Origin of the sequence: Streptomyces sp. NPDC014676 (genome assembly GCF_043084105.1) — a bacterium.
Classification (GTDB): Bacteria; Actinomycetota; Actinomycetes; order Streptomycetales; family Streptomycetaceae; genus Streptomyces.
Genome location: NZ_JBIBZI010000002.1, coordinates 798,753 through 817,510, shown reverse-complemented (window position 1 = coordinate 817,510; position 18,758 = coordinate 798,753). Strand labels below are relative to the sequence as shown.

Genomic DNA, 18,758 nt, shown 5'->3' with positions numbered 1-18,758 from the left:
CATGGCTCCCATCCCCGGCTCCGGCCTGGCCAAGGGCCTGGCCGTCACCCTGCGGACGATGACGAAGAAGTCCGTCACCGCCCCGTACCCGGACACCCAGCCCGACCTCCCGCCCCGCACCCGCGGTGTGATCGGCCTGTTCGAGGAGAACTGCACGGTCTGCATGCTGTGCGCCCGCGAGTGCCCGGACTGGTGCATCTACATCGACTCCCACAAGGAGACGGTCCCGGCGGCGGCCCCCGGCGGCCGCGAACGCAGCCGCAACGTCCTCGACCGCTTCGCCATCGACTTCTCCCTGTGCATGTACTGCGGTATCTGCATCGAGGTCTGCCCCTTCGACGCCCTGTTCTGGTCACCGGAGTTCGAGTACGCCGAGACCGACATCCGCGACCTCACCCACGAGCGCGACAAGCTCCGCGAGTGGATGTGGACCGTCCCGGCCCCGCCCGCCCTCGACCCCGGCGCCGAGGAACCGAAGGAACTCGCCGCCGCCCGCAAGACCGCCGACAAGCTCGCCGCCGCCCAGGCCGCGGAGACGGCGGCCCCGCCCCCGGCACCATCGGCCGGCACCGAACCGCATGCCGACGAACAGGCCCGTGCCGCCGAGTCGCCCGCACGACCGGCGGGCGAGTCGAAGCAGCAGGCGGACCAGCCACGGCAGGAGGGCCGGGAATGACCCCCGCAGCGACTCTCGGCGGCCTCGCGACCGGCACCGTGAACCTGGCAGCCGAATCCCGCGGCTTCCTCTCCCCGACCGGCGTGGAGATCGCCTTCCTCCTCGTCGGCCTGGTCACCTTCGGGGCCGCCGTCATCACCGTCACCACCCGGCAGCTGGTGCACGCCGCCCTGTGGCTGGTGGTCGCCCTCGGGGGCCTCGCCGTCGAATACCTCCTGCTCACCGCCGAGTTCATCGCCTGGGTGCAGGTCCTCATCTACGTCGGCTCCGTCGTCGTCCTCCTCCTGTTCGGGCTGATGCTCACCAGGGCCCCCATCGGCCGCTCACCGGACGCCGACTCCGGAAACCGCTGGGTCGCCCTCGCCGTGGCCGTCGCCGCCGCGGCCGCCCTGGTGTGGGTGGTCGCGGACGCCTTCCGGACCACGTGGATCGACCTGGACGGCGCCCCCGCCGGGTCCACGGACGTCACCGGCGCGAGCCTCTTCCAGCACTGGGTCCTCCCCTTCGAGGCCCTCTCCGTCCTCCTCCTCGCCGCCCTCGTCGGCGCGATCGTCCTGTCCCGCAAGGCGAAGGCCGACGCCGCGTCCGGCGCGACGGACACCCGGCGCGACACGGAAGGGACCCGCTGATGCACCTCGCCTATCCCGCCGTCCTGTCCGCCCTCCTCTTCTGCACCGGCCTGTACGGCGTCCTCGCCCGCCGCAACGCGATCCTCGTCCTGATGTCGGTCGAGCTGATGCTCAACGCCGTCAACCTGAACCTGGTCGCCTTCGACGTCTGGCTCAGCCGGACCGCCGAGGACACTCTGCACTCCGGCCAGGCCCTCACCCTGTTCACCATCGCCATCGCCGCCGCCGAGATCGGCATCGGTCTGGCGATCGTCCTCGCCGTGTACCGCAACCGCGGCACCTCGGACATCGACAGACTCCGCGACACCGCCGAGGGCCACGAGCCCGACGGCCCCGACAGCGACACCACCGGCCGCGAAGCCCCCGCACCCCGGGCGGCCGGCGAGAAGGCTGAGGCCACCGCGTGACCACGACCACCCTCGCCGTCCTCGTCCCCCTCCTTCCGTTCCTCGGCGCGCTCGCCGGGCTGCTCCTCGGCCGCACGGCCCCCGGCTTCGTCCGCCCGCTCGCCGTCCTGCCGACGCTCGCCTCCCTCGCCCTGGCCGCCACGGTCGCCTGGCGCCAGGGCGGAGGCCGGGCCGTCGACACCGCGACCGAGCTCACCCCCACCGGCTCGGTACCGATCGAACTCGCCCTGCACATCGACGGCTTCGCCGCACTGACCGCCGTCCTGGTCACCGTCGTCGCCGGCTGCGTGCAGATCTACTCCACGGGCTACCTGCGCGACGACCCGCGCTACCCCTCCTACGCCGCCCTCGTCTCCCTGTTCACCTCCGCGATGCTCCTGGTCGTCTACTCCGGCGACCTGATGGTGCTGCTGGTCGGCTGGGAGGTCATGGGCATCTGCTCCTACTTCCTCGTCGGCCACTACTGGGAGACCCCCGAGGCGCGCGCCGCCTCCCTCAAGGCCTTCCTGGTCACCAAGCTCGGCGACGTCCCCTTCCTCATCGGCCTGTTCGCCCTGGCCACCGAAGCCGGGTCCTTCCGCATCACCCGGATCCTCGGCGCCGTCGCGAACGGCGGCATCGAACACCCCACGCTGATCGCCCTGCTGCTCCTGGCGGGCGTGGCCGGCAAGTCGGCGCAGTTCCCGCTGCACACCTGGCTCCCCGACGCGATGGCGGGCCCGACCCCCGTCTCCGCGCTGATCCACGCCGCGACCATGGTCGCCGCCGGCGTCTACTTCATCGCGCGTCTCCTCCCGCTCTTCGAGGCCTCCCAGGCCGCGATGACCGTCCTCGCCGTCATGGCCGCCGTGACCATGGCCGGCTCGGCGCTCGCCGCGCTCGCCCAGGACGACATCAAACGCGTCCTCGCCTACTCGACGATCGGCCAGCTCGGCTACATGACCAGCGCCCTCGCCGTCGCCGACCGCGGCGCCGCCGTCTTCCACCTCCTGTCCCACGGTGCCTTCAAGGCGCTGCTGTTCCTCGCGGCCGGCGTGATCATCCACGCCGCCGGCACCAACTCGCTGGCCGCCATGTCCCGCATGGGCCACCTGCGCGACCGGGTCCCCGACGCCTACTGGACGATGACCGTGGCGCTCCTCGCGCTCGCCGCGATCCCGCCGTTCAGCGGCTTCTTCTCCAAGGAGGCCGTCCTCGGCGTCGCCGAACACGTCGTCACCGGCCACACCGAGCACGCCCCCGCCGCGGCGGGCTGGATCGTCCTCCTCGCCGGCCTCGTCACCGCCCTGCTCACCGCCGCGTACGCGATGCGGCTGTGGCTGCTGGCCTTCCGCGGGTACGGAACCGAGGCACCCGACCACGGCAGGCAGCCGCTGGCGATGACCACGGTGCTGTGGGTGCTCGCCGTACCGTCCCTCGCGCTCGGCGGGTTCGCCTTCCGCCTGCTGCCCGACTGGTTCGACGGCCACGACCTGACCCCGACGCTCACCACCTCCGTGCTCGGCACGGGCGTGGCCCTGGTCGGCGGCATCATCACCTACGCCACCTGGCGGCACACCACCGCGCACGCCGCCCGCGTCCCCCTCGGCGCCGTCGCCGCCCACCCCGAGGGCGATGCCGGACGGGTCGAGGCGGAGGCCATCGCCACCCACGAACCGGCCTACGGAGACATCGCGTACGCGCCCGACCCGTCGGACCCCGGACGGCTGCTGCTCGGCCCGCTGCACCGCCACGCGGCCGCCGGCTTCCACCTGGACGCCGTGTACACGACCCTCTTCGTCCGCCCGGTCCGGGCCGGCGCGAGCCTCGTCCGGTTCCTCGACCGCGAGGTCGTCGAGACCTACGTACGCGGCGCTGGCACGCTGCCCCGCTGGCTCGGCGCCGCCGTACGACGGGCCCAGACGGGCAATCTGCAGACCTATGTGAGCGCGCTGCTCGCCGGCACCGTCGTCCTCGCGGTCGCCGCCGTCCTCGTCGCCACGGGAGCGTGAGCAGGCGTGATCGATATCAGCGAGTCCGTGATGCAGTTCCTTCTGGCGTTCCTCGTCGCCGGCCCGCTCCTCGGCGCCGCCGCCGCCCTCCTGCCGGCCCCGCCCGGACTGAAGGGGAAGTCACCCGGCCAGGCGGTGCTCCGCCACGGCGTGACCGTCACCGGCGCGATCCTCATCGCGGCGATCGTCCTCGCGCTCGGCTTCGACCACGACCAGCCGTCGAGGATGCAGGCCACGACCGACATCAGCTGGATCCCCGCACTGGACGTGCGCATCCACCTCGGCACCGACGGCATCTCCCTCCCCCTTCTGGTCCTGACCGCGCTGCTGACCTTCCTCTGCGCGCTCCACGCGTACTTCAAGCCGCCCACGGGCCCATCCCCGAAGGCCTTCGTCGCCCTGCTGCTCGTCCTCGAGTCCGGCACCCTCGCGACCTTCGCCGTCCTCGACCTGATCCTCTTCTTCCTCGCCTTCGAGACGGTCCTCATCCCGATGTACTTCCTCATCGCCCGCTGGGGCGGCGAGGGCCGGGCCGAGGCCGCCTGGAAGTTCATCCTCTACACGCTGCTCGGCTCCGTGGTCATGCTGCTCGGCCTGCTCCTGATCGGAATCAAGGCGGGCACCTTCGACATGGTGGCACTCGCCACTGACAACGGCCGGTCCCTGACCACATCCGTACAGGTCATCGCCGTACTGGCGATCGGGATCGGGCTCGCGGTGAAGACCCCGATGTGGCCGCTGCACAGCTGGCTGCCCGACGCCCACACCGCCGCGCCGACCGTCGGCTCGGTCCTGCTGGCCGGTGTCCTGCTGAAGATGGGCACGTACGGGTTCGTGCGGATCCTGCTGCCCGCCGCGCCGGACGGCTTCCGCACCTTCGCGCCGTACCTCGCCGCGTTCGCCGTCGTCGGCGTCATCTACGGATCCCTCGCCTGCCTGGCCCTCGCCAAGCGGGGCGCGAAGGGCGACCTCAAACGCCTCATCGCCTACTCCTCCGTCGGCCACATGGGCTTCGTCCTCCTCGGTGTCGCGACCATGACCCCGACCGGCGTCAACGGCGCCCTGTTCGCCAACATCGCCCACGGCCTCATCACCGGCCTGCTCTTCTTCCTGGTCGGCGCCCTCAAGGACCGCACCGGCAGCACCGACCTCGACACCCTCGCGCAGGAGACCGGCGCCGCCCTCTACGGCAAGGCCCCGCGCCTCGGCGGCCTGCTCGCCTTCGCCGCCGTCGCCTCCCTCGGCCTGCCCGGCCTCGCCGGGTTCTGGGGCGAGATGCTCGCCCTCTTCGGCGCCTTCGACCCCGCCGAAGGCCTCAGCCGCCCCGCCTTCCTCACCTTCATGGCCATCGGCGCCTTCGGCACCCTGCTGACGGCCGCGTACCTGCTGGTCGTGGTCCGCAGGGTCTGCATGGGCGCCGCGCCCCAGGACGCCCCGGAACTCACCGACGTGCGCTCCTACGAGTTCGCGGCCTGGACCCCGCTGGTCGTCCTCACCGTCGTCGCCGGCCTCTGGCCGGGGGCCCTCCTCGGCCTGACCGACCCGGCCGTGCAGCAGCTCCTCGCAGGAGGCACCCGATGAGCTCCCTCGTCCAGTCCGTCGACTGGCTGGCCATCGCGCCACCCACCATCACGGCGGTCGTCGGACTCGTCGTCCTCGTCGCCGACCTGTTCGCCGACGAGAGGCGGAAACCGCTCCTCGGCTGGCTCTCGGTGGCCGGACTCGCCGCCGCCACACTGATGCTGCTGCCCCTCCTCGACGCCGACCGCGGCACCTTCTGCCTGGTCGGCGACGAAGGCGTGTGCAGCTACACCGCGGACCGTTTCACCCTCGTCATCCAGTTCCTGGTCCTCGGCGGCGCCCTCCTGACCGCCCTCCTGTCCGTCACCGCCCTGAAGGACGAGGGCAAACGGCTTCCCGAGGGCGAGTACTGGTTCCTGTTCCTCTCCTCCGCGGCCGGCGCCGCCCTCCTGCCCGCCTCCCGCGACCTCGCGACCCTCGTCGTCGCCCTGGAGGTCGCCTCCCTGCCCGCCTTCGCCCTGGTCGGCCTCAGGCACGGCGACCGGAAGTCCTCCGAAGCGGCCCTGAAGTTCTTCCTGTCCTCCGTCACCGCCACCGCCGTCAGCCTGCTGGGCATCAGCTTCGTCTACGCCGCCACCGGGACCCTCCACCTCACCCTGGTCGCCGAACGCGTCCAGGACGTCGACGGACAGTTCCACACCCTCACCCAGACCGGTGTCGTCCTCACCCTCATCGGCTTCGCCTTCAAGACCGCCGCCGTCCCCTTCCACTTCTGGGTCCCCGACACCTACGCGGGCGCCCCCCTGCCGATCGCCGCCTACCTGTCGGTCATCGGCAAGGCGGTCGGCTTCTCCGGCCTGATCCTCGTCACCGTCGTCGCCCTCCCCTCGTACGCCGACGTCTGGGGCCCGGCCCTCGCCGCGCTGGCCGCCCTCACCATGACCGTCGGCAACGTGGGCGCCCTCAGACAGCAGGCCACGCGCGCGTACAGCGCGGTACGCCTCCTCGCCTGGTCGTCCGTCGGCCAGGCCGGCTACCTCCTGGTGCCGATCGCCGCCGCCGCGTACTCCGGCGACCCCGAGAAATCGATCGGCTCCACCGTCGCCTACGCCCTCATGTACGGCGCCGTGAACCTGGGCGCGTTCGCCGTGGCCGCCCTCGTCGGCCGCGCGCACCGCCTCAACCGCGTCGCCGACTACCGCGGCCTCCACGCCTCCAACCCCCTCACCGCGCTCCTCCTGGGCTTCTTCCTGCTCTGCCTCGCCGGACTCCCGCCGGGCATCATCGGCCTCTTCGCCAAGGTCACCGTGTTCTCCGCGGCCGTCGACGCCGGACTGGGCTGGCTCGCCGTCGTCATGGCCGTCAACGTCGTCATCGCGCTGGTCTACTACCTCCAGTGGACGGCCCTGCTGTTCCGCGCCCCCGAGGGCGAACCGGTCAAGCACCGGCTCCCCGCCCCCCTCACCGCCGCCCTCGCCCTGACCGGCGTCCTCGGCGTCGCCCTGTCCGGCGCACCCCAGCTGGTCCTGCGCTTCACCGGCACCGGGCTCTTCTGAGGAACCGCCCATTCGGGCACGCGCGCGTGCCACCCGGCACGCTCCGGACCGCCGTCACCCGGACGGTTGACACGCGCCACCGCGCGCACAAGGGAACTAGTGCCCTTCGCCTGGCGTTGACCGGTACGGGAGGGTCCACTGGACGTGACACCGCGAGACCAGTGGGCAGCGCAGGTCAGAAGGAAGATCAGCAAGCAAGGGTCCCCCTGCCGCACGACTTGGAGGGCGTACCGTGCACCGCCGGCACAACGGGCTCAGGACAGCGGTCCTCCTCGGGGGACTGTCCGCACTCATCATCGTCATCGGCAGCTTCTTCGGCCGCACGGGGCTCGTCGTCGCCGTCCTGATCGCGCTGGGCACCAACGCGTACGCGTACTGGAACAGCGACAAGCTGGCCCTGCGCGCGATGCGCGCCCGCCCGGTGAGCGAGTTCGAGGCCCCGGGGCTGTACCGCATGGTCCGCGACCTCTCCACCCAGGCCCGCCAGCCCATGCCGCGCCTGTACATCTCCCCGACCGAGGCCCCCAACGCCTTCGCCACCGGCCGCAACCCGCGCAACGCGGCCGTGTGCTGTACCGAAGGCATCCTGCGCCTGCTCGACGAGCGGGAGCTGCGCGGCGTCATCGGCCACGAGCTCAGCCACGTCTACAACCGTGACATCCTGATCTCCTCGGTCGCCGGAGCCCTCGCCTCCGTGATCATGTTCCTGGTCAACTTCGCCTGGCTGATCCCGATCGGCCGCTCGGACGACGACGACGGCCCCGGCCTCCTCGGCATGCTGCTGATCATGATTCTCGGCCCGCTCGCCGCGTCCCTCATCCAGCTGGCCATCAGCCGCTCCCGGGAGTACGAGGCCGACGCCTCCGGTGCCCAGCTCACCGGCGATCCCCTCGCCCTCGCCGGCGCCCTGCGCAAACTGGAACACGGCACCAAACAACTTCCCCTGCCCCCCGAGCCCCGCATCGAGACGGCCAGCCACATGATGATCGCCAACCCGTTCCGCCCGGGCCAGGGGTTCTCGAAGATGTTCTCCACCCACCCGCCGATGGCGGAACGCATCGCCCGGCTCGAGAAGATGGCAGGTCACCACCAGTGAAGACCATCCTGAATCTCATATGGCTCGTCTTCAGCGGCTTCTGGCTGTTCCTCGGCTACCTGCTGGCGGGCCTGCTGCTGTGCATCACCGTCATCGGCATCCCCTTCGGCGTCGCAGCCTTCCGCATCGGTGTCTACGCCCTGTGGCCCTTCGGGTACACGACGGTCGAACGCCGGGACGCGGGAGCTCCGTCCTTCCTCGTCAACGTGCTGTGGCTGATCCTGGCGGGCTGGTGGCTGGCGCTCGGCCACATCCTCACCGGCATCGCCCTGTGCGTGACGATCATCGGAATCCCGCTCGGCATCGCCAACTTCAAGCTGATCCCGGTCTCACTGTTCCCGCTGGGCCGCGAGATCGTGCGGACGGACCAGTCGTTCACACAGCGCGGGTGAGGCGGGAGGCGCCCTCGTCGGTCGTGTCATGACCCGGGCGTTGTCCACAGGCCGGAGGTTGTCCACAGGGCCGGGCGGATGTCAGTGGCGGACCGCATCATGAACACATGACCGAGCACGAGCAGTTGCTGACACAGGTGGCGGACAAGGCCCGCAACACCCGCCCATGGGGCTGGCCTTCCCTCCCCGAGCCCATCGACGCGGCCACCCTGGCACGCGCCGAGGCCACGCTGGGCTTCGCCCTGCCCCCGCTGCTCGCCGAGCTCTATCTGCGTATAGCGGACGGCGGATTCGGCCCCGAGTACGGACTGCTGCCCCTGCTGGACAGCGCGCCCTCCGGTGAACCCGCCGCCGTGGCCCAGTACCTCGCCCACCGCGAGAGCGGCCGCGAGGACCCCGACTGGCCCTGGCCCGAGGGAGTGCTGCCCATATCCCACTGGGGCTGCGGCATGTACGCCTGTGTGGACTGCCGCTCGCCCCGGGCCACCGTCCTCCTCTTCGAACCCAACCCGGGCGACCCCGACCACGCCTGGTTCCTCGACGCGCCCGGCCTCGCGGACTGGCTCAGCTCCTGGGTCCAGGGCACGGGCTGGTACGAGGAGGAGAACGAGGGGATGGACCTGGCCCCCTGGACCGGTTCCGCTGGCCGCGGGACGCCGGCGCCCTGACCGGGCTTCGCGAAGAGCGCCGCGGCACCCTGGAAAACATCCCGGAACTCAAGGCCCGAAAGTTCCGGACACACCCGGGAAACCCGCCGCACCTGCGCACACGACCCACCTCGCACCCGGAACCCGCCACGGCCACCGGCTACCGGCCACTCGCCCCGGCCGCTGGTTACCCGCTACCCGCCACGGCTACCGGCTGCCGCCCGCCCCTGCCCCCCGCCGCACTCCGTAGGCCGCCACCCCCGCCACCAGCACCCCCGCACCCGCGGCCACCGAAACCCACGGCAGTGAGAACGCCAGCACCAGGCACCCGGCGAGCCCCACGGCCGGCACCACCCGCGTCGCCGGCCGTGGACCGAGTGTCCAGGCCGAGGCGTTGGCCACCGCGTAGTACGCCAGTACACCGAAGGAGGAGAACCCGATCGCACCCCGCACATCCACCGTGGCGGCCAGGACGGCGACCACCGCGCCCACGGCCAGCTCCGCCCGGTGCGGCACCTGGAACCGCGGGTGCACGGCGGCGAGGGCACCCGGCAGATGCCGGTCCCGGGCCATGGCCAGTGTCGTCCGTGAGACCCCCAGGATCAGGGCGAGCAGAGAGCCCAGCGCGGCCACCGCCGCTCCCACCCGCACCACCGGCACCAGCCCGGGAACACCGGCGGCCCGCACCGCGTCGGCGAGCGGCGCGGTGGCGTCGCCCAGCCCCTTCGGCCCCAGTACCGAGAGGACGGCCACAGCGACGGCCGCGTACACGGCCAGCGCGATACCCAGGGCCAGCGGGATCGCCCGGGGGATGGTGCGCGCCGGGTCCCGGACCTCCTCACCGAGGGTCGCGATACGGGCGTACCCGGCGAAGGCGAAGAACAGCAGACCGGCCGCCTGCAGCACCCCGCCGACACCGCCGGAGACCCCGATGCCCAGCCGCCCGGCTTCGGCTTCCCCCGACGTCAGGCACACCACCACCACGGAAGCGAGGACAGCCAGGACCACACCCACGATCGCCCGCGTCAGCCACGCGGACTTCTGGACACCGCCGTAGTTCACCGCGGTCAGCGCCACCACGGCGGCCACCGCCACGGCATGCGCCTGCCCCGGCCAGACGTACGCGCCCACGGTGAGGGCCATCGCCGCGCAGGAGGCCGTCTTCCCGACCACGAACGCCCAGCCCGCGAGGTAGCCCCAGAAGTCCCCGAGCCGCTCGCGCCCGTACACGTACGTGCCGCCCGAGGCCGGGTAGAGGGCGGCGAGGCGCGCCGACGACGTGGCGTTGCAGTAGGCGACCACGGCGGCGACCGCCAGCCCGAGGAGCAGCCCGGAACCGGCCGCGTGCGCGGCGGGCGCCAGGGCGGCGAAGATCCCGGCTCCCACCATCGAGCCGAGACCGATGACCACGGCATCGCCGACGCCGAGTGTGCGCCGCAGCGCGGGACCGGACGTGTCTGTCATGAGGTCGCACCCTACCGATCACATGCAACCGGCATGTATACGCACGGCGTCTTCCAAGGTGCGAGAACAGCGGGAAAGGGGCAGGTGTACAGCATGACGATCATCGGCTGGATCATCCTGGGGCTGCTGGCCGGAGCCATAGCGAAGTTCCTGCTGCCCGGCCGTGACCCGGGGGGCCTCATCGGCACGACGCTGATCGGCGTCGCCGGCGCCTTCATCGGCGGCTGGATATCGGCGCGTTGGCTCGACCACCCGATCACCAAGGACTTCTACGACGGCACCACCTGGGCCGCCGCGATCGGCGGCTCCCTGGTCCTCCTGATCGCCTACCGCATCCTGTTCGGCCACTCACGCGACTGACCGGGCACCGCGCACCACGCCCCGAATTGCGGCCGGCAGGCGAGAAGGGCGGTCACCGCGCGGGTGCCCACCCTTCCTCGTGCCCGTGCGGCGCGCGAACGCCACCGGTCCCGGCCCGGCCGACCGGACCTACCGGTAGTTCACGAACTGCAGGGCGAAGTCGAAGTCCTTGCCCTTGAGCAGCGCGATGACGGTCTGCAGGTCGTCACGGCTCTTGGAGCTGACCCGCAGCTCGTCGCCCTGCACCTGGGCCTTCACGCCCTTCGGACCCTCATCGCGGATGATCTTCGCGACCTTCTTCGCGTTCTCCTGGGAGATGCCCTCCTCGATCGACGCGAAGATCTTGTACTCCTTGCCCGAGAGCTGGGGCTCACCCGCGTCCAGGGCCTTCAGGGAGATGCCCCGCTTGATCAGCTTGGACTGGAAGACGTCGAGGACGGCCTTCACCCGGTCCTCGGAGTTCGCCTCCATGAGGATCTTCTCCCCGGACCACGAGATCGAGGCGCCCACGCCCTTGAAGTCGTAGCGCTGCGAGATCTCCTTGGCGGTCTGGTTGAGGGCGTTGTCGACCTCCTGCCGCTCGACCTTCGAGACGATGTCGAAACTGGAGTCGGCCATGTCCTGTGGCTCCTTGTATCGGGGTGCGTACCGGGCTGCGCACCGGGTGCGTACCGGCGTACGTGAAGCGGCCCCCCGAGCCCGGCATCGGTCCCTGGCCGCATCCGGACCAGCCTAGTCACCCCCCGGCCTCCGGGTGGCGATCAATCGGGTGGCGAAGCACCCCTGTCCATCGGGTATTGTTTACGTCGTTGCCAGGGAGCACCGCCGAAAAGCGGTTCGACGGCAGCAACCCAGGCGGTGTGCCCGAGCGGCCAAAGGGAGCAGACTGTAAATCTGCCGGCTCAGCCTTCCCAGGTTCGAATCCTGGCGCCGCCACACTGGGGAAGACCCCCTCCGGACTGCGGAAACGCAGTCCGGAGGGGGTCTCTTCGTGTCCGCGGGCGCGTGCTGTTCGCGGGTGGAGGCGCCAGGGCACACTGGCCCCATGTCGTCCCGTCGTCGTTCCTGCCCCGAGTGCCGTCGTGAGATCGCCGTCGTCGCCGGGCGGTACGCGCGACACGATCCGCCCGGCGCCCGGGGGAGCGGGGAACTGACCTCGTGCCCCGGCTCGCGCAGGCACGCTCCGCTCGGTGCGGAGCAGCCCTCGCTGGACGGTTACGCGGTGCCGGAGTTCCCGGGGCAGATGCCTCTCTTCTAGTTGCCGGCCACCGACTTCACGGCCACCGACACCGGCGCGGGGCCGCTGATCAGCTCCAGGGTCAGACCGGCCGTCGCGGGGGTGTCCACCAGCTCCGCCAGCACGGCGGCCACGTCGTCGCGCGGGACCGGGCCGCGACCCGTGTGGGCCTCCAGGCGGACCAGGCCGGTCCCGGCGTCGTCGGTGAGCCGACCCGGCCGCAGGACCGTCCAGTCCAGGGCGTCCAGACCGCGTACGTACGCGTCCGCCTCGCCCTTGGCGCGCAGGTACACGTCGAAGACCTCGTCGCCCTCGTGGGCGGGGTCCGCGCCCATGGACGACACGATCACGAAACGCCGTACGCCCGCGCGGACGGCCGCGTCGGCGAAGAGGACCGCCGCCGCCCTGTCCACCGTCTCCTTGCGGCCCGCACCGCTGCCCGGCCCGGCGCCCGCCGCGAACACCGCCGCGTCCGCCCCCTCCAGCCGTTCGGCGACCTCCTCCACCGTCGCCGACTCCAGGTCGAGCACGACCGGTTCGGCGCCCAGGCGCCGCAGCTCGTCGGCCTGTTCGGGTTTACGGATGATGCCCGCCGCCTCGTCCCCGCGCGCGGCGAGCAGCCGCTCCAGCCGCAGCGCGATCTGACCATGACCACCAGCGATGACAATGCGCATGTCTCCGACCGTACGCCGGGGCCACCCCATCCGCCGCGCGACGCCACAGGGACCCGCCCTGCTCTACGCGGTGCCCCGGCCCTGCCGGGGAAGCCCCGGTTCCCCCTCCGTCGACGGAGCCGACGAAATCGACGAGTCCGACGAGGCCGAGGAAGCCGAGGAAGCCGACGCCGCCGAGGACGCCGCCGGGCCGCAGTACTCCCGCACCGCGCTCGTCCGCGCCACCACCCGCCCCCCGTGCACCACGATGCGGCTGTACCCCAGCGACAGAGCCCCCGGGAGCCCGTCCCCGCGGACCGCCAGCAGCTCGGCCGGGAAACCCGCCTCCACGCGAACCTCGGGCAGCCCCAGGGCCGCCCGCGCCGACGAGCTCACCGCGGCGTAGGCGTCCTCGGCGGACAGCCCGTGGCGGGAGGCCAGCAGGTACGCCGCCTCCAGCGGGTCACCGCGGCCCACCGGGTTCGACACGTCCCGCAGGGCACCGCTCCCGGCGGCGACCCGGACCCCCGCCGACCGCAGCAGCCGTACCGGCGCCGTGCCCCGGCGGTCCACGGCGCCGCAGCCGCCCTGCGGCAGGCACACCACCGTCACCCCGGCCGCCGCCAGCCGGTCCGCGGTCCGCGCGGCCGGCTCGGCGGGCAGCCGGGCGAGACCACCGCACGGGCCGAGGGCGACCCCCGGCCGCAGTCCGCCCGCCATGGCCGCGAACCGGGCCGTATGGGCGGGGTCGGCGGCGTCCGTGTGCAGGTCGACGGGGCAGCCGTGTTCGGCGGCGACCTCCAGGACCGCCTCCACGTACCCCGTGGGGTCGGGGTCGAGATCGGGGCAGCCGCCCACCACGGACGCGCCCATCTTCACAGCGTCCCGCAGCGCCGCGAGCCCGTCCGCCCCGGCGACCCCGGTCAGTACCCGAGGCACCGCCACCGTCGTCAGTTCGGCCAGACCGCGCAGCGAGCGCTCCGCCCGCAGCACGGCGGTCAGCGCGCCGAGCCCGGCCACGTCGCCCACGCGCACATGCGCCCGCAGCGCCGTCGCGCCGTGCCCGAGCTGGAGCAGTGCCGCCTCCGTCGCGCGGCCCTGGACGTCCCGCGGGTCGTACGGGACGGGGCCGCCGGCGTCGGCGGACAGGGCGGTGTCCGCGTGGGCGTGAGGCTCCGCGGGGGCCGGCAGGAGCAGATAGCCGGTGAGGTCGATCCGTGTGCCGCACGCACGCGTGCCGTCCGCCGCCAGGCTGCCGGCCGTACCGACCGCCTCGATGCGCCCGCCGCCCAGCCGTACGTCCACGGTCCGGCCGTCGGCGAGACGCGCGCCGCACAGCAGCAGCGGGGCCGGATCGACCGCGGCCGGCCCCGGAGCCGGACCCGAGGACGAGGGCGGACGGGACGGTGGCTGCGGCCGGCTGTCGGGCATCGCGTTCCAGGGGCTCGGGCTGCGCGCGGAGGACGAGGTCACGCAGGCAAGATCACGCAGAGTGAGTCCGAGCCTAGGCCGGGGGCCCGTTCCCCGCCGGGAGGAGCCCAATAGTCGTACCGGTGTGGTCCGCCCCGGGAGAGGGGGCCGAAACGGATTTGGGCGAACGGCGGCGGACCGTGTAATGTCTTCATCGCTCGCCCCAATAGCTCAGTCGGCAGAGCGTCTCCATGGTAAGGAGAAGGTCAACGGTTCGATTCCGTTTTGGGGCTCTGGTGTGTGAGGTTCCCGCCGAAAGGCGGGGCCCGATCGCATCACAGCGGTGTAGCTCAGTCGGTAGAGCAAGCGGCTCATAATCGCTGTGTCACCGGTTCAAGTCCGGTCACCGCTACAGACAGTAGCCGATTGCGGGGTCGGTCCTTCGATCGGCTACTCTTCATTGCGTAAATACAGTCAATCCGTTCGTCAAGGAGCACTCACGTGGCTGCCACCGACGTCCGCCCGAAGATCACGCTGGCCTGCGTGGAGTGCAAGGAGCGGAACTACATCACCAAGAAGAACCGGCGTAACAACCCGGACCGTCTTGAGATGAAGAAGCACTGCCCGCGTTGCAACGCGCACACCGCGCACCGCGAAACGCGATAAAACAGGCTCGTACGCGAGGCCGTCCCCCCAGCCAGGGGGGCGGCCTCGTGTCGTTTTCCCGTCGGCCGGCCACGGTCAGGACCGGCCGGCCGCAGGCAGACCAGGTGGATCAGTCGGACCGGGTGGACCGGTCGGACACAGTCAGACACAGGAGGTGCCGCGCGCATGGCGCTCGACCAGTCCTTCGTGGGGCGGAGCTACCCGCCCACCGAGCCCTACGAGGTGGGCCGGGAGAAGATCCGCGAGTTCGCCGAGGCGGTGGGGGACACCAACCCGGCGTACACGGACGCGGAGGCCGCCAAGGCGCTCGGCCACCCCGATGTGATCGCCCCGCCCACCTTCGTGTTCTCGATCACCTTCAAGGCCGCCGGACAGGTCGTCGCCGACCCGCAGCTCGGCCTCGACTACAGCCGGGTGGTGCACGGCGACCAGAGGTTCGCCTACGTCCGTCCCGTGCGCGCCGGTGACCGGCTCACGGTCACCTCGACCATCGAGGCGGTCAAGTCGATGGCGGGCAACGACATACTGGACATCCGGGGCGAGGTGCACGACCAGGACGGCGAGCACGTCGTGACCGCCTGGACCAAGCTGGTGGCCCGCGCGGCCGAGGAGGCGTGAGCAACACCATGACGGCGAAGATCTCCTACGCCGACGTCGAGGTCGGCACCGAACTGCCCGCGCAGACGTTCCCCGTGACCCGGGCCACCCTCGTCCAGTACGCGGGCGCCTCCGGCGACTTCAACCCCATCCACTGGAACGAGAAGTTCGCCAAGGAGGTCGGCCTCCCCGACGTCATCGCGCACGGCATGTTCACCATGGCCGAGGCGATCCGCGTGGTGACCGACTGGACGGGCGACCCGGGCGCGGTCGTCGAGTACGGCGTCCGCTTCACCCGGCCGGTCGTCGTCCCCGACGACGACCAGGGCGCCACCATCGAGGTCAGCGGCAAGGTCGTCGCCAAGCTCGACGACCACACGGTCCGCGTCGACCTCACCGCGACCAGCGCCGGACAGAAGGTGCTGGGCATGTCACGGGCGGTCGTCCGGCTGGGCTGAGCCGAGCCGGACACGGCGGGGACGGGGGCTTGTCGGTGCCGTCTCGTAGTCTTGGGCCCGTGCAGGAACTCCACGACGCCCCCCTGGCCCCGCTGACCACCTTCCGGCTGGGCGGCCCCGCGACCCGGCTGGTCACCGCGACGACCGACGACGAGGTGATCGCCGCCGTCCGCGAGGCCGACGACAGCGGTACGCCGCTGCTGGTCATCGGCGGCGGCTCCAACCTGGTCATCGGCGACAAGGGCTTCGACGGCACCGCCCTCGTCGTCGCCACCCGGGGCTTCACCCTGGACGGCGCGCACCTGGAGCTGGCCGCCGGCGAGGTGTGGACCGACGCCGTCGCCCGCACCGTGGAGGCGGGTCTCGCCGGCGTCGAGTGCCTGGCCGGCATCCCCGGCTCGGCGGGCGCCACCCCGATCCAGAACGTCGGGGCGTACGGCCAGGAGGTCTCCTCCACCCTCACCGAGGTCGTCGCCTACGACCGCCGCACCCGCGAGACCGTCACCCTCGGCAACGAGGAGTGCGCCTTCTCCTACCGCCACAGCCGCTTCAAGGCCGACCCCGAGCGCTACGTCGTCCTGCGGGTGCGCTTCCGGCTGGAGGACGCCGGCGGACTGTCCGGCCCGGTCAAGTACGCGGAGACGGCCCGCGTGCTCGGCGTGGTGCCCGGCGAGCGGGTCCCGCTGGCCACCGCCCGTGACACGGTGCTGAAGCTCCGCGCGGGCAAGGGCATGGTGCTGGACCCCGAGGACCACGACACCTGGTCGGCCGGCTCCTTCTTCACCAACCCGATCCTCGACGACGAGACGTTCGCCGCATTTCGTACGCGTGTACGGGAGCGGTTGGGGGAAGGCGTCGAGCCGCCCGCCTATCCCGCCGGCGAGGGACGGACCAAGACCTCCGCGGCCTGGCTGATCGACAAGGCCGGCTTCACCAAGGGGTACGGCAGCGGGCCCGCCCGCATCTCCACGAAGCACACCCTCGCGCTCACCAACCGCGGCGACGCCACCACGGAGGACCTGCTGGCCCTGGCCCGCGAGGTCGTGGCGGGCGTCCGGGAGGCGTTCGGGATCACCCTGGTGAACGAGCCCGTCATGGTCGGCGTCGGCCTCTGAACGGCACGGACCCCGCCGGGACCGCGTCATTCCGTTGCCGCGCCCGGCCCGTCGCGCGTATCCCTGACGTCATGAGGGAGCCTCCGTGCGGCTGAGGGTGGACGAGTTCCGGCCGCGCGCCGGCCGGTACGCCTTCCGGGTCGTCCAGCCGCGCCCCGCGCTGCGGCACACCACGCTCAGCGACCCGATGCGCGGCTGGGGCCACCTGGTCGGGGACCACGACGGACTGGCGCGCCTCGCCGGGCTGTTCTCCTTCGCGGCGTACTCCCCGCACACGGTCGTCCACGTCCCCCTCCGGCGGAGTGTGCCCCGGGACCACGCCCCGGGCGTGCCCGTCGACCTGGTGCTCGCCCACCAGTCGCTCGGGCTGCGGCCCTCCGTGTGGCCCGCCCTGCGCCGCGGACTCACTCAGGGCGTCCCGCGGACCGTCCGCACCGACGAACGGCGCACCGCGCGCCACGGCTCGGCCTGGGAGGAGCGCTGGGAGCGGCGCTGGGACCGCCTGCCCCGGGCCGACCGCATCCAGCTCGCCGTCCACGCCCGGACGCTGTTCCTGTCCGGCGCGCGGGACACCTTCGCCGCCGCGTCCCTGCAACTCGGCCGGGCGGCCGGCCACGGCCCGCTCGACAAGGGGGCGGGCAAGGGGTACGACGTGCTCGGCGCCTCGCTCACCACGCTGCTGCCCCTGTCCGGGGGACGGGGGACGGGGGACGGAGCTGGACATCGGCTTCCGGGCGTACTCGCCCCTGGCCCACTTCAGGCGGCCGGGGCGGCCAGCCAGGCGTCGACGCCCGACAGCAGCTTCTCCTTGACGTCCTGAGGCGCCGCCGACCCCCGTACGGACTGCCGGGCCAGCTCGGCGAGCTCCGCATCGGTGAAGCCGTGGTGCCGGCGGGCGATCTCGTACTGTGCCGCCAGCCGGGAACCGAACAGCAGCGGGTCGTCCGCGCCCAGCGCCATCGGCACGCCCGCCTCGAACAGCGTGCGCAGCGGCACGTCCTCCGGCTTGTCGTACACGCCGAGGGCGACGTTCGACGCCGGGCACACCTCGCAGGTGACGCCCCGGTCCGCGAGGCGCTTCAGCAGCCGCGGGTCCTCGGCCGCCCGCACACCGTGCCCGATCCGGTGCGCCTCCAGGTCGTCCAGGCAGTCCCGCACCGACGCGGGGCCCGTCAGCTCGCCCCCGTGCGGGGCCGACAGCAGCCCGCCCTCGCGCGCGATGGCGAACGCCCGGTCGAAGTCGCGGGCCATCCCGCGCCGTTCGTCGTTGGAGAGCCCGAAGCCGACGATCCCCCGGTCGGCGTAGCGCACGGCCAGCCGGGCCAGCGTGCGGGCGTCCAGGGGGTGCTTCATACGGTTGGCGGCCACCAGCACCCGCATGCCGAGCCCGGTGTCGCGGGACGCCGAGTCCACCGCGTCGAGGATGATCTCCAGCGCCGGGATCAGCCCGCCCAGCCGGGGCGCGTACGACGTCGGGTCGACCTGGATCTCCAGCCAGCCGGAGCCGTCCCGTACGTCCTCCTCCGCCGCCTCCCGCACCAGCCGCTGGATGTCCTCGGGCTCCCTCAGGCACGAGCGCGCCGCGTCGTACAGCCGCTGGAAGCGGAACCAGCCGCGCTCGTCCGTGGCCCGCAGTTTCGGCGATTCCCCACTGGTCAGCGCGTCGGTGAGCGCCTCGGGCAGGCGCACGCCGTACTTGTCGGCCAGTTCCAGCAGAGTGGTGGGCCGCATGGACCCGGTGAAGTGCAGGTGCAGATGGGCTTTCGGCAGTTCAGAGAGATCACGTACACGCTCCATTCGCCGATCCTGCCGCACGTCCGCGCCGTCCCGGTAGGGCTTTCCCCTTTCGTGGTCTTGCTCGCACAAACAAACAGGGGCGCACG

At 72.2% G+C, this 18,758-nt stretch carries 21 protein-coding genes and 3 tRNA genes; 19 read left to right on the top strand and 5 right to left on the bottom strand.

Annotated elements, in window-relative coordinates:
- Position 1 precedes the first annotated feature (1 nt).
- The 9 genes from ACF1DX_RS08230 (at position 2) to ACF1DX_RS08190 (ending at position 8,936) form a co-directional block, all read left to right on the top strand.
- Positions 2–676 (top strand): NuoI/complex I 23 kDa subunit family protein, encoded by a 675-nt coding sequence (locus ACF1DX_RS08230; protein ID WP_391790354.1) that lies wholly within the window; start codon positions 2–4, stop codon positions 674–676.
- The gene (locus ACF1DX_RS08225; protein WP_391790353.1) at positions 673–1,305 is read left to right on the top strand and encodes an NADH-quinone oxidoreductase subunit J; all 633 of its coding nucleotides are present in this window, start codon (positions 673–675) and stop codon (positions 1,303–1,305) included. The genes ACF1DX_RS08230 and ACF1DX_RS08225 overlap by 4 nt, the downstream gene beginning before the upstream one ends.
- Complete coding sequence (nuoK, locus tag ACF1DX_RS08220; protein WP_391790352.1) at positions 1,305–1,712, top strand: NADH-quinone oxidoreductase subunit NuoK; 408 nt, start codon at positions 1,305–1,307, stop codon at positions 1,710–1,712. The genes ACF1DX_RS08225 and nuoK overlap by 1 nt, the downstream gene beginning before the upstream one ends.
- Positions 1,709–3,703, top strand: coding sequence for an NADH-quinone oxidoreductase subunit L (locus tag ACF1DX_RS08215; protein WP_391790351.1), 1,995 nt, complete (start codon positions 1,709–1,711; stop codon positions 3,701–3,703). The genes nuoK and ACF1DX_RS08215 overlap by 4 nt, the downstream gene beginning before the upstream one ends.
- 6 nt (positions 3,704–3,709) lie before the next feature.
- Positions 3,710–5,284 (top strand): NuoM family protein, encoded by a 1,575-nt coding sequence (locus ACF1DX_RS08210; RefSeq protein WP_391790350.1) that lies wholly within the window; start codon positions 3,710–3,712, stop codon positions 5,282–5,284.
- On the top strand, positions 5,281–6,780 hold the full coding sequence (locus ACF1DX_RS08205; protein ID WP_391790349.1) for an NADH-quinone oxidoreductase subunit N: 1,500 nt from the start codon (positions 5,281–5,283) through the stop codon (positions 6,778–6,780). Before ACF1DX_RS08210 ends, ACF1DX_RS08205 begins: the two co-directional genes overlap by 4 nt.
- 232 nt (positions 6,781–7,012) lie before the next feature.
- Positions 7,013–7,876 (top strand): zinc metalloprotease HtpX, encoded by an 864-nt coding sequence (htpX, locus tag ACF1DX_RS08200; RefSeq protein ID WP_391790348.1) that lies wholly within the window; start codon positions 7,013–7,015, stop codon positions 7,874–7,876.
- Positions 7,873–8,268 (top strand): YccF domain-containing protein, encoded by a 396-nt coding sequence (locus ACF1DX_RS08195; RefSeq protein WP_391790347.1) that lies wholly within the window; start codon positions 7,873–7,875, stop codon positions 8,266–8,268. The genes htpX and ACF1DX_RS08195 overlap by 4 nt, the downstream gene beginning before the upstream one ends.
- Before the next feature lie 107 nt (positions 8,269–8,375).
- The gene (locus ACF1DX_RS08190; RefSeq protein ID WP_391790346.1) at positions 8,376–8,936 is read left to right on the top strand and encodes an SMI1/KNR4 family protein; all 561 of its coding nucleotides are present in this window, start codon (positions 8,376–8,378) and stop codon (positions 8,934–8,936) included.
- 186 nt (positions 8,937–9,122) lie between these two features.
- Here ACF1DX_RS08190 and ACF1DX_RS08185 read toward each other — a convergent pair whose 3' ends face one another.
- Positions 9,123–10,379, bottom strand: a complete 1,257-nt coding sequence (locus ACF1DX_RS08185) for an APC family permease (RefSeq protein ID WP_391790345.1) — start codon at positions 10,377–10,379, stop codon at positions 9,123–9,125.
- 93 nt (positions 10,380–10,472) lie between these two features.
- Here ACF1DX_RS08185 and ACF1DX_RS08180 point away from each other — a divergent pair, with 93 nt between their 5' ends.
- On the top strand, positions 10,473–10,739 hold the full coding sequence (locus tag ACF1DX_RS08180; protein ID WP_073933046.1) for a GlsB/YeaQ/YmgE family stress response membrane protein: 267 nt from the start codon (positions 10,473–10,475) through the stop codon (positions 10,737–10,739).
- A gap of 129 nt (positions 10,740–10,868) precedes the next feature.
- Here the strand turns inward: ACF1DX_RS08180 and ACF1DX_RS08175 are convergent, their stop codons facing one another.
- Complete coding sequence (locus tag ACF1DX_RS08175; protein ID WP_030860870.1) at positions 10,869–11,357, bottom strand: YajQ family cyclic di-GMP-binding protein; 489 nt, start codon at positions 11,355–11,357, stop codon at positions 10,869–10,871.
- 236 nt (positions 11,358–11,593) lie between these two features.
- Between ACF1DX_RS08175 and ACF1DX_RS08170 the strand changes: the two genes are divergently transcribed.
- Both ACF1DX_RS08170 and ACF1DX_RS08165 read left to right on the top strand, forming a co-directional pair.
- Positions 11,594–11,675 (top strand) — tRNA-Tyr (locus ACF1DX_RS08170).
- A 109-nt stretch (positions 11,676–11,784) separates the two neighbouring features.
- Positions 11,785–11,997 carry a hypothetical protein gene (locus ACF1DX_RS08165; protein WP_085573488.1) on the top strand — a complete coding sequence of 71 codons (213 nt, stop codon included), beginning with the start codon at positions 11,785–11,787 and terminating at the stop codon, positions 11,995–11,997.
- Here the strand turns inward: ACF1DX_RS08165 and ACF1DX_RS08160 are convergent.
- Entirely contained in the window at positions 11,994–12,650 is a 657-nt protein-coding gene (locus tag ACF1DX_RS08160) for an NAD(P)H-binding protein (protein ID WP_391790344.1), read from the bottom strand. The genes ACF1DX_RS08165 and ACF1DX_RS08160 overlap by 4 nt on opposite strands.
- Before the next feature lie 63 nt (positions 12,651–12,713).
- Positions 12,714–14,060, bottom strand: a complete 1,347-nt coding sequence (locus tag ACF1DX_RS08155) for an amidohydrolase family protein (protein WP_391790478.1) — start codon at positions 14,058–14,060, stop codon at positions 12,714–12,716.
- Positions 14,061–14,259: 199 nt separating this feature from the next.
- On the opposite strand from ACF1DX_RS08155, the gene ACF1DX_RS08150 reads away from it, so the two are divergent.
- From ACF1DX_RS08150 to ACF1DX_RS08120, 7 genes are all read left to right on the top strand, one after another.
- Positions 14,260–14,332: transfer RNA gene (locus ACF1DX_RS08150), tRNA-Thr, on the top strand.
- Between the two features lie 46 nt (positions 14,333–14,378).
- Positions 14,379–14,451, top strand: a tRNA-Met gene (locus ACF1DX_RS08145).
- Between the two features lie 89 nt (positions 14,452–14,540).
- Positions 14,541–14,705, top strand: coding sequence for a 50S ribosomal protein L33 (gene rpmG, locus ACF1DX_RS08140; protein ID WP_003948671.1), 165 nt, complete (start codon positions 14,541–14,543; stop codon positions 14,703–14,705).
- Positions 14,706–14,870: 165 nt separating this feature from the next.
- The gene (locus ACF1DX_RS08135; protein WP_391790343.1) at positions 14,871–15,323 is read left to right on the top strand and encodes a MaoC family dehydratase N-terminal domain-containing protein; all 453 of its coding nucleotides are present in this window, start codon (positions 14,871–14,873) and stop codon (positions 15,321–15,323) included.
- An 8-nt stretch (positions 15,324–15,331) separates the two neighbouring features.
- Positions 15,332–15,760 carry a MaoC family dehydratase gene (locus tag ACF1DX_RS08130; protein WP_391790477.1) on the top strand — a complete coding sequence of 143 codons (429 nt, stop codon included), beginning with the start codon at positions 15,332–15,334 and terminating at the stop codon, positions 15,758–15,760.
- Between the two features lie 59 nt (positions 15,761–15,819).
- The gene (locus tag ACF1DX_RS08125) at positions 15,820–16,875 is read left to right on the top strand and encodes a UDP-N-acetylmuramate dehydrogenase (RefSeq protein WP_391790342.1); all 1,056 of its coding nucleotides are present in this window, start codon (positions 15,820–15,822) and stop codon (positions 16,873–16,875) included.
- Positions 16,876–16,960: 85 nt separating this feature from the next.
- Positions 16,961–17,695: a hypothetical protein gene (locus tag ACF1DX_RS08120; RefSeq protein ID WP_391790341.1), complete on the top strand. Its 735-nt coding sequence runs from the start codon at positions 16,961–16,963 to the stop codon at positions 17,693–17,695.
- Here ACF1DX_RS08120 and ACF1DX_RS08115 read toward each other — a convergent pair.
- On the bottom strand, positions 17,632–18,672 hold the full coding sequence (locus ACF1DX_RS08115) for an adenosine deaminase (protein ID WP_391790340.1): 1,041 nt from the start codon (positions 18,670–18,672) through the stop codon (positions 17,632–17,634). The two genes, ACF1DX_RS08120 and ACF1DX_RS08115, sit on opposite strands and share 64 nt — an antisense overlap.
- Between the last annotated feature and the right edge of the window lie 86 nt (positions 18,673–18,758).

Bases quoted from the DNA above. Each gene is read 5' to 3' on its own strand.
- ACF1DX_RS08205 (WP_391790349.1), top strand. From the start codon at position 5,281: ATGAGCTCCCTCGTCCAGTCCGTCGACTGGCTGGCCATCGCGCCACCC.
- ACF1DX_RS08185 (WP_391790345.1), bottom strand. From the start codon at position 10,379: ATGACAGACACGTCCGGTCCCGCGCTGCGGCGCACACTCGGCGTCGGC.
- ACF1DX_RS08135 (WP_391790343.1), top strand. From the start codon at position 14,871: ATGGCGCTCGACCAGTCCTTCGTGGGGCGGAGCTACCCGCCCACCGAG.
- ACF1DX_RS08155 (WP_391790478.1), bottom strand. From the start codon at position 14,060: ATGCCCGACAGCCGGCCGCAGCCACCGTCCCGTCCGCCCTCGTCCTCG.
- ACF1DX_RS08180 (WP_073933046.1), top strand. From the start codon at position 10,473: ATGACGATCATCGGCTGGATCATCCTGGGGCTGCTGGCCGGAGCCATA.
- ACF1DX_RS08115 (WP_391790340.1), bottom strand. From the start codon at position 18,672: ATGGAGCGTGTACGTGATCTCTCTGAACTGCCGAAAGCCCATCTGCAC.
- ACF1DX_RS08230 (WP_391790354.1), top strand. From the start codon at position 2: ATGGCTCCCATCCCCGGCTCCGGCCTGGCCAAGGGCCTGGCCGTCACC.
- ACF1DX_RS08160 (WP_391790344.1), bottom strand. From the start codon at position 12,650: ATGCGCATTGTCATCGCTGGTGGTCATGGTCAGATCGCGCTGCGGCTG.
- nuoK (WP_391790352.1), top strand. From the start codon at position 1,305: ATGCACCTCGCCTATCCCGCCGTCCTGTCCGCCCTCCTCTTCTGCACC.
- ACF1DX_RS08190 (WP_391790346.1), top strand. From the start codon at position 8,376: ATGACCGAGCACGAGCAGTTGCTGACACAGGTGGCGGACAAGGCCCGC.
- ACF1DX_RS08165 (WP_085573488.1), top strand. From the start codon at position 11,785: ATGTCGTCCCGTCGTCGTTCCTGCCCCGAGTGCCGTCGTGAGATCGCC.
- ACF1DX_RS08130 (WP_391790477.1), top strand. From the start codon at position 15,332: ATGACGGCGAAGATCTCCTACGCCGACGTCGAGGTCGGCACCGAACTG.
- ACF1DX_RS08175 (WP_030860870.1), bottom strand. From the start codon at position 11,357: ATGGCCGACTCCAGTTTCGACATCGTCTCGAAGGTCGAGCGGCAGGAG.
- ACF1DX_RS08225 (WP_391790353.1), top strand. From the start codon at position 673: ATGACCCCCGCAGCGACTCTCGGCGGCCTCGCGACCGGCACCGTGAAC.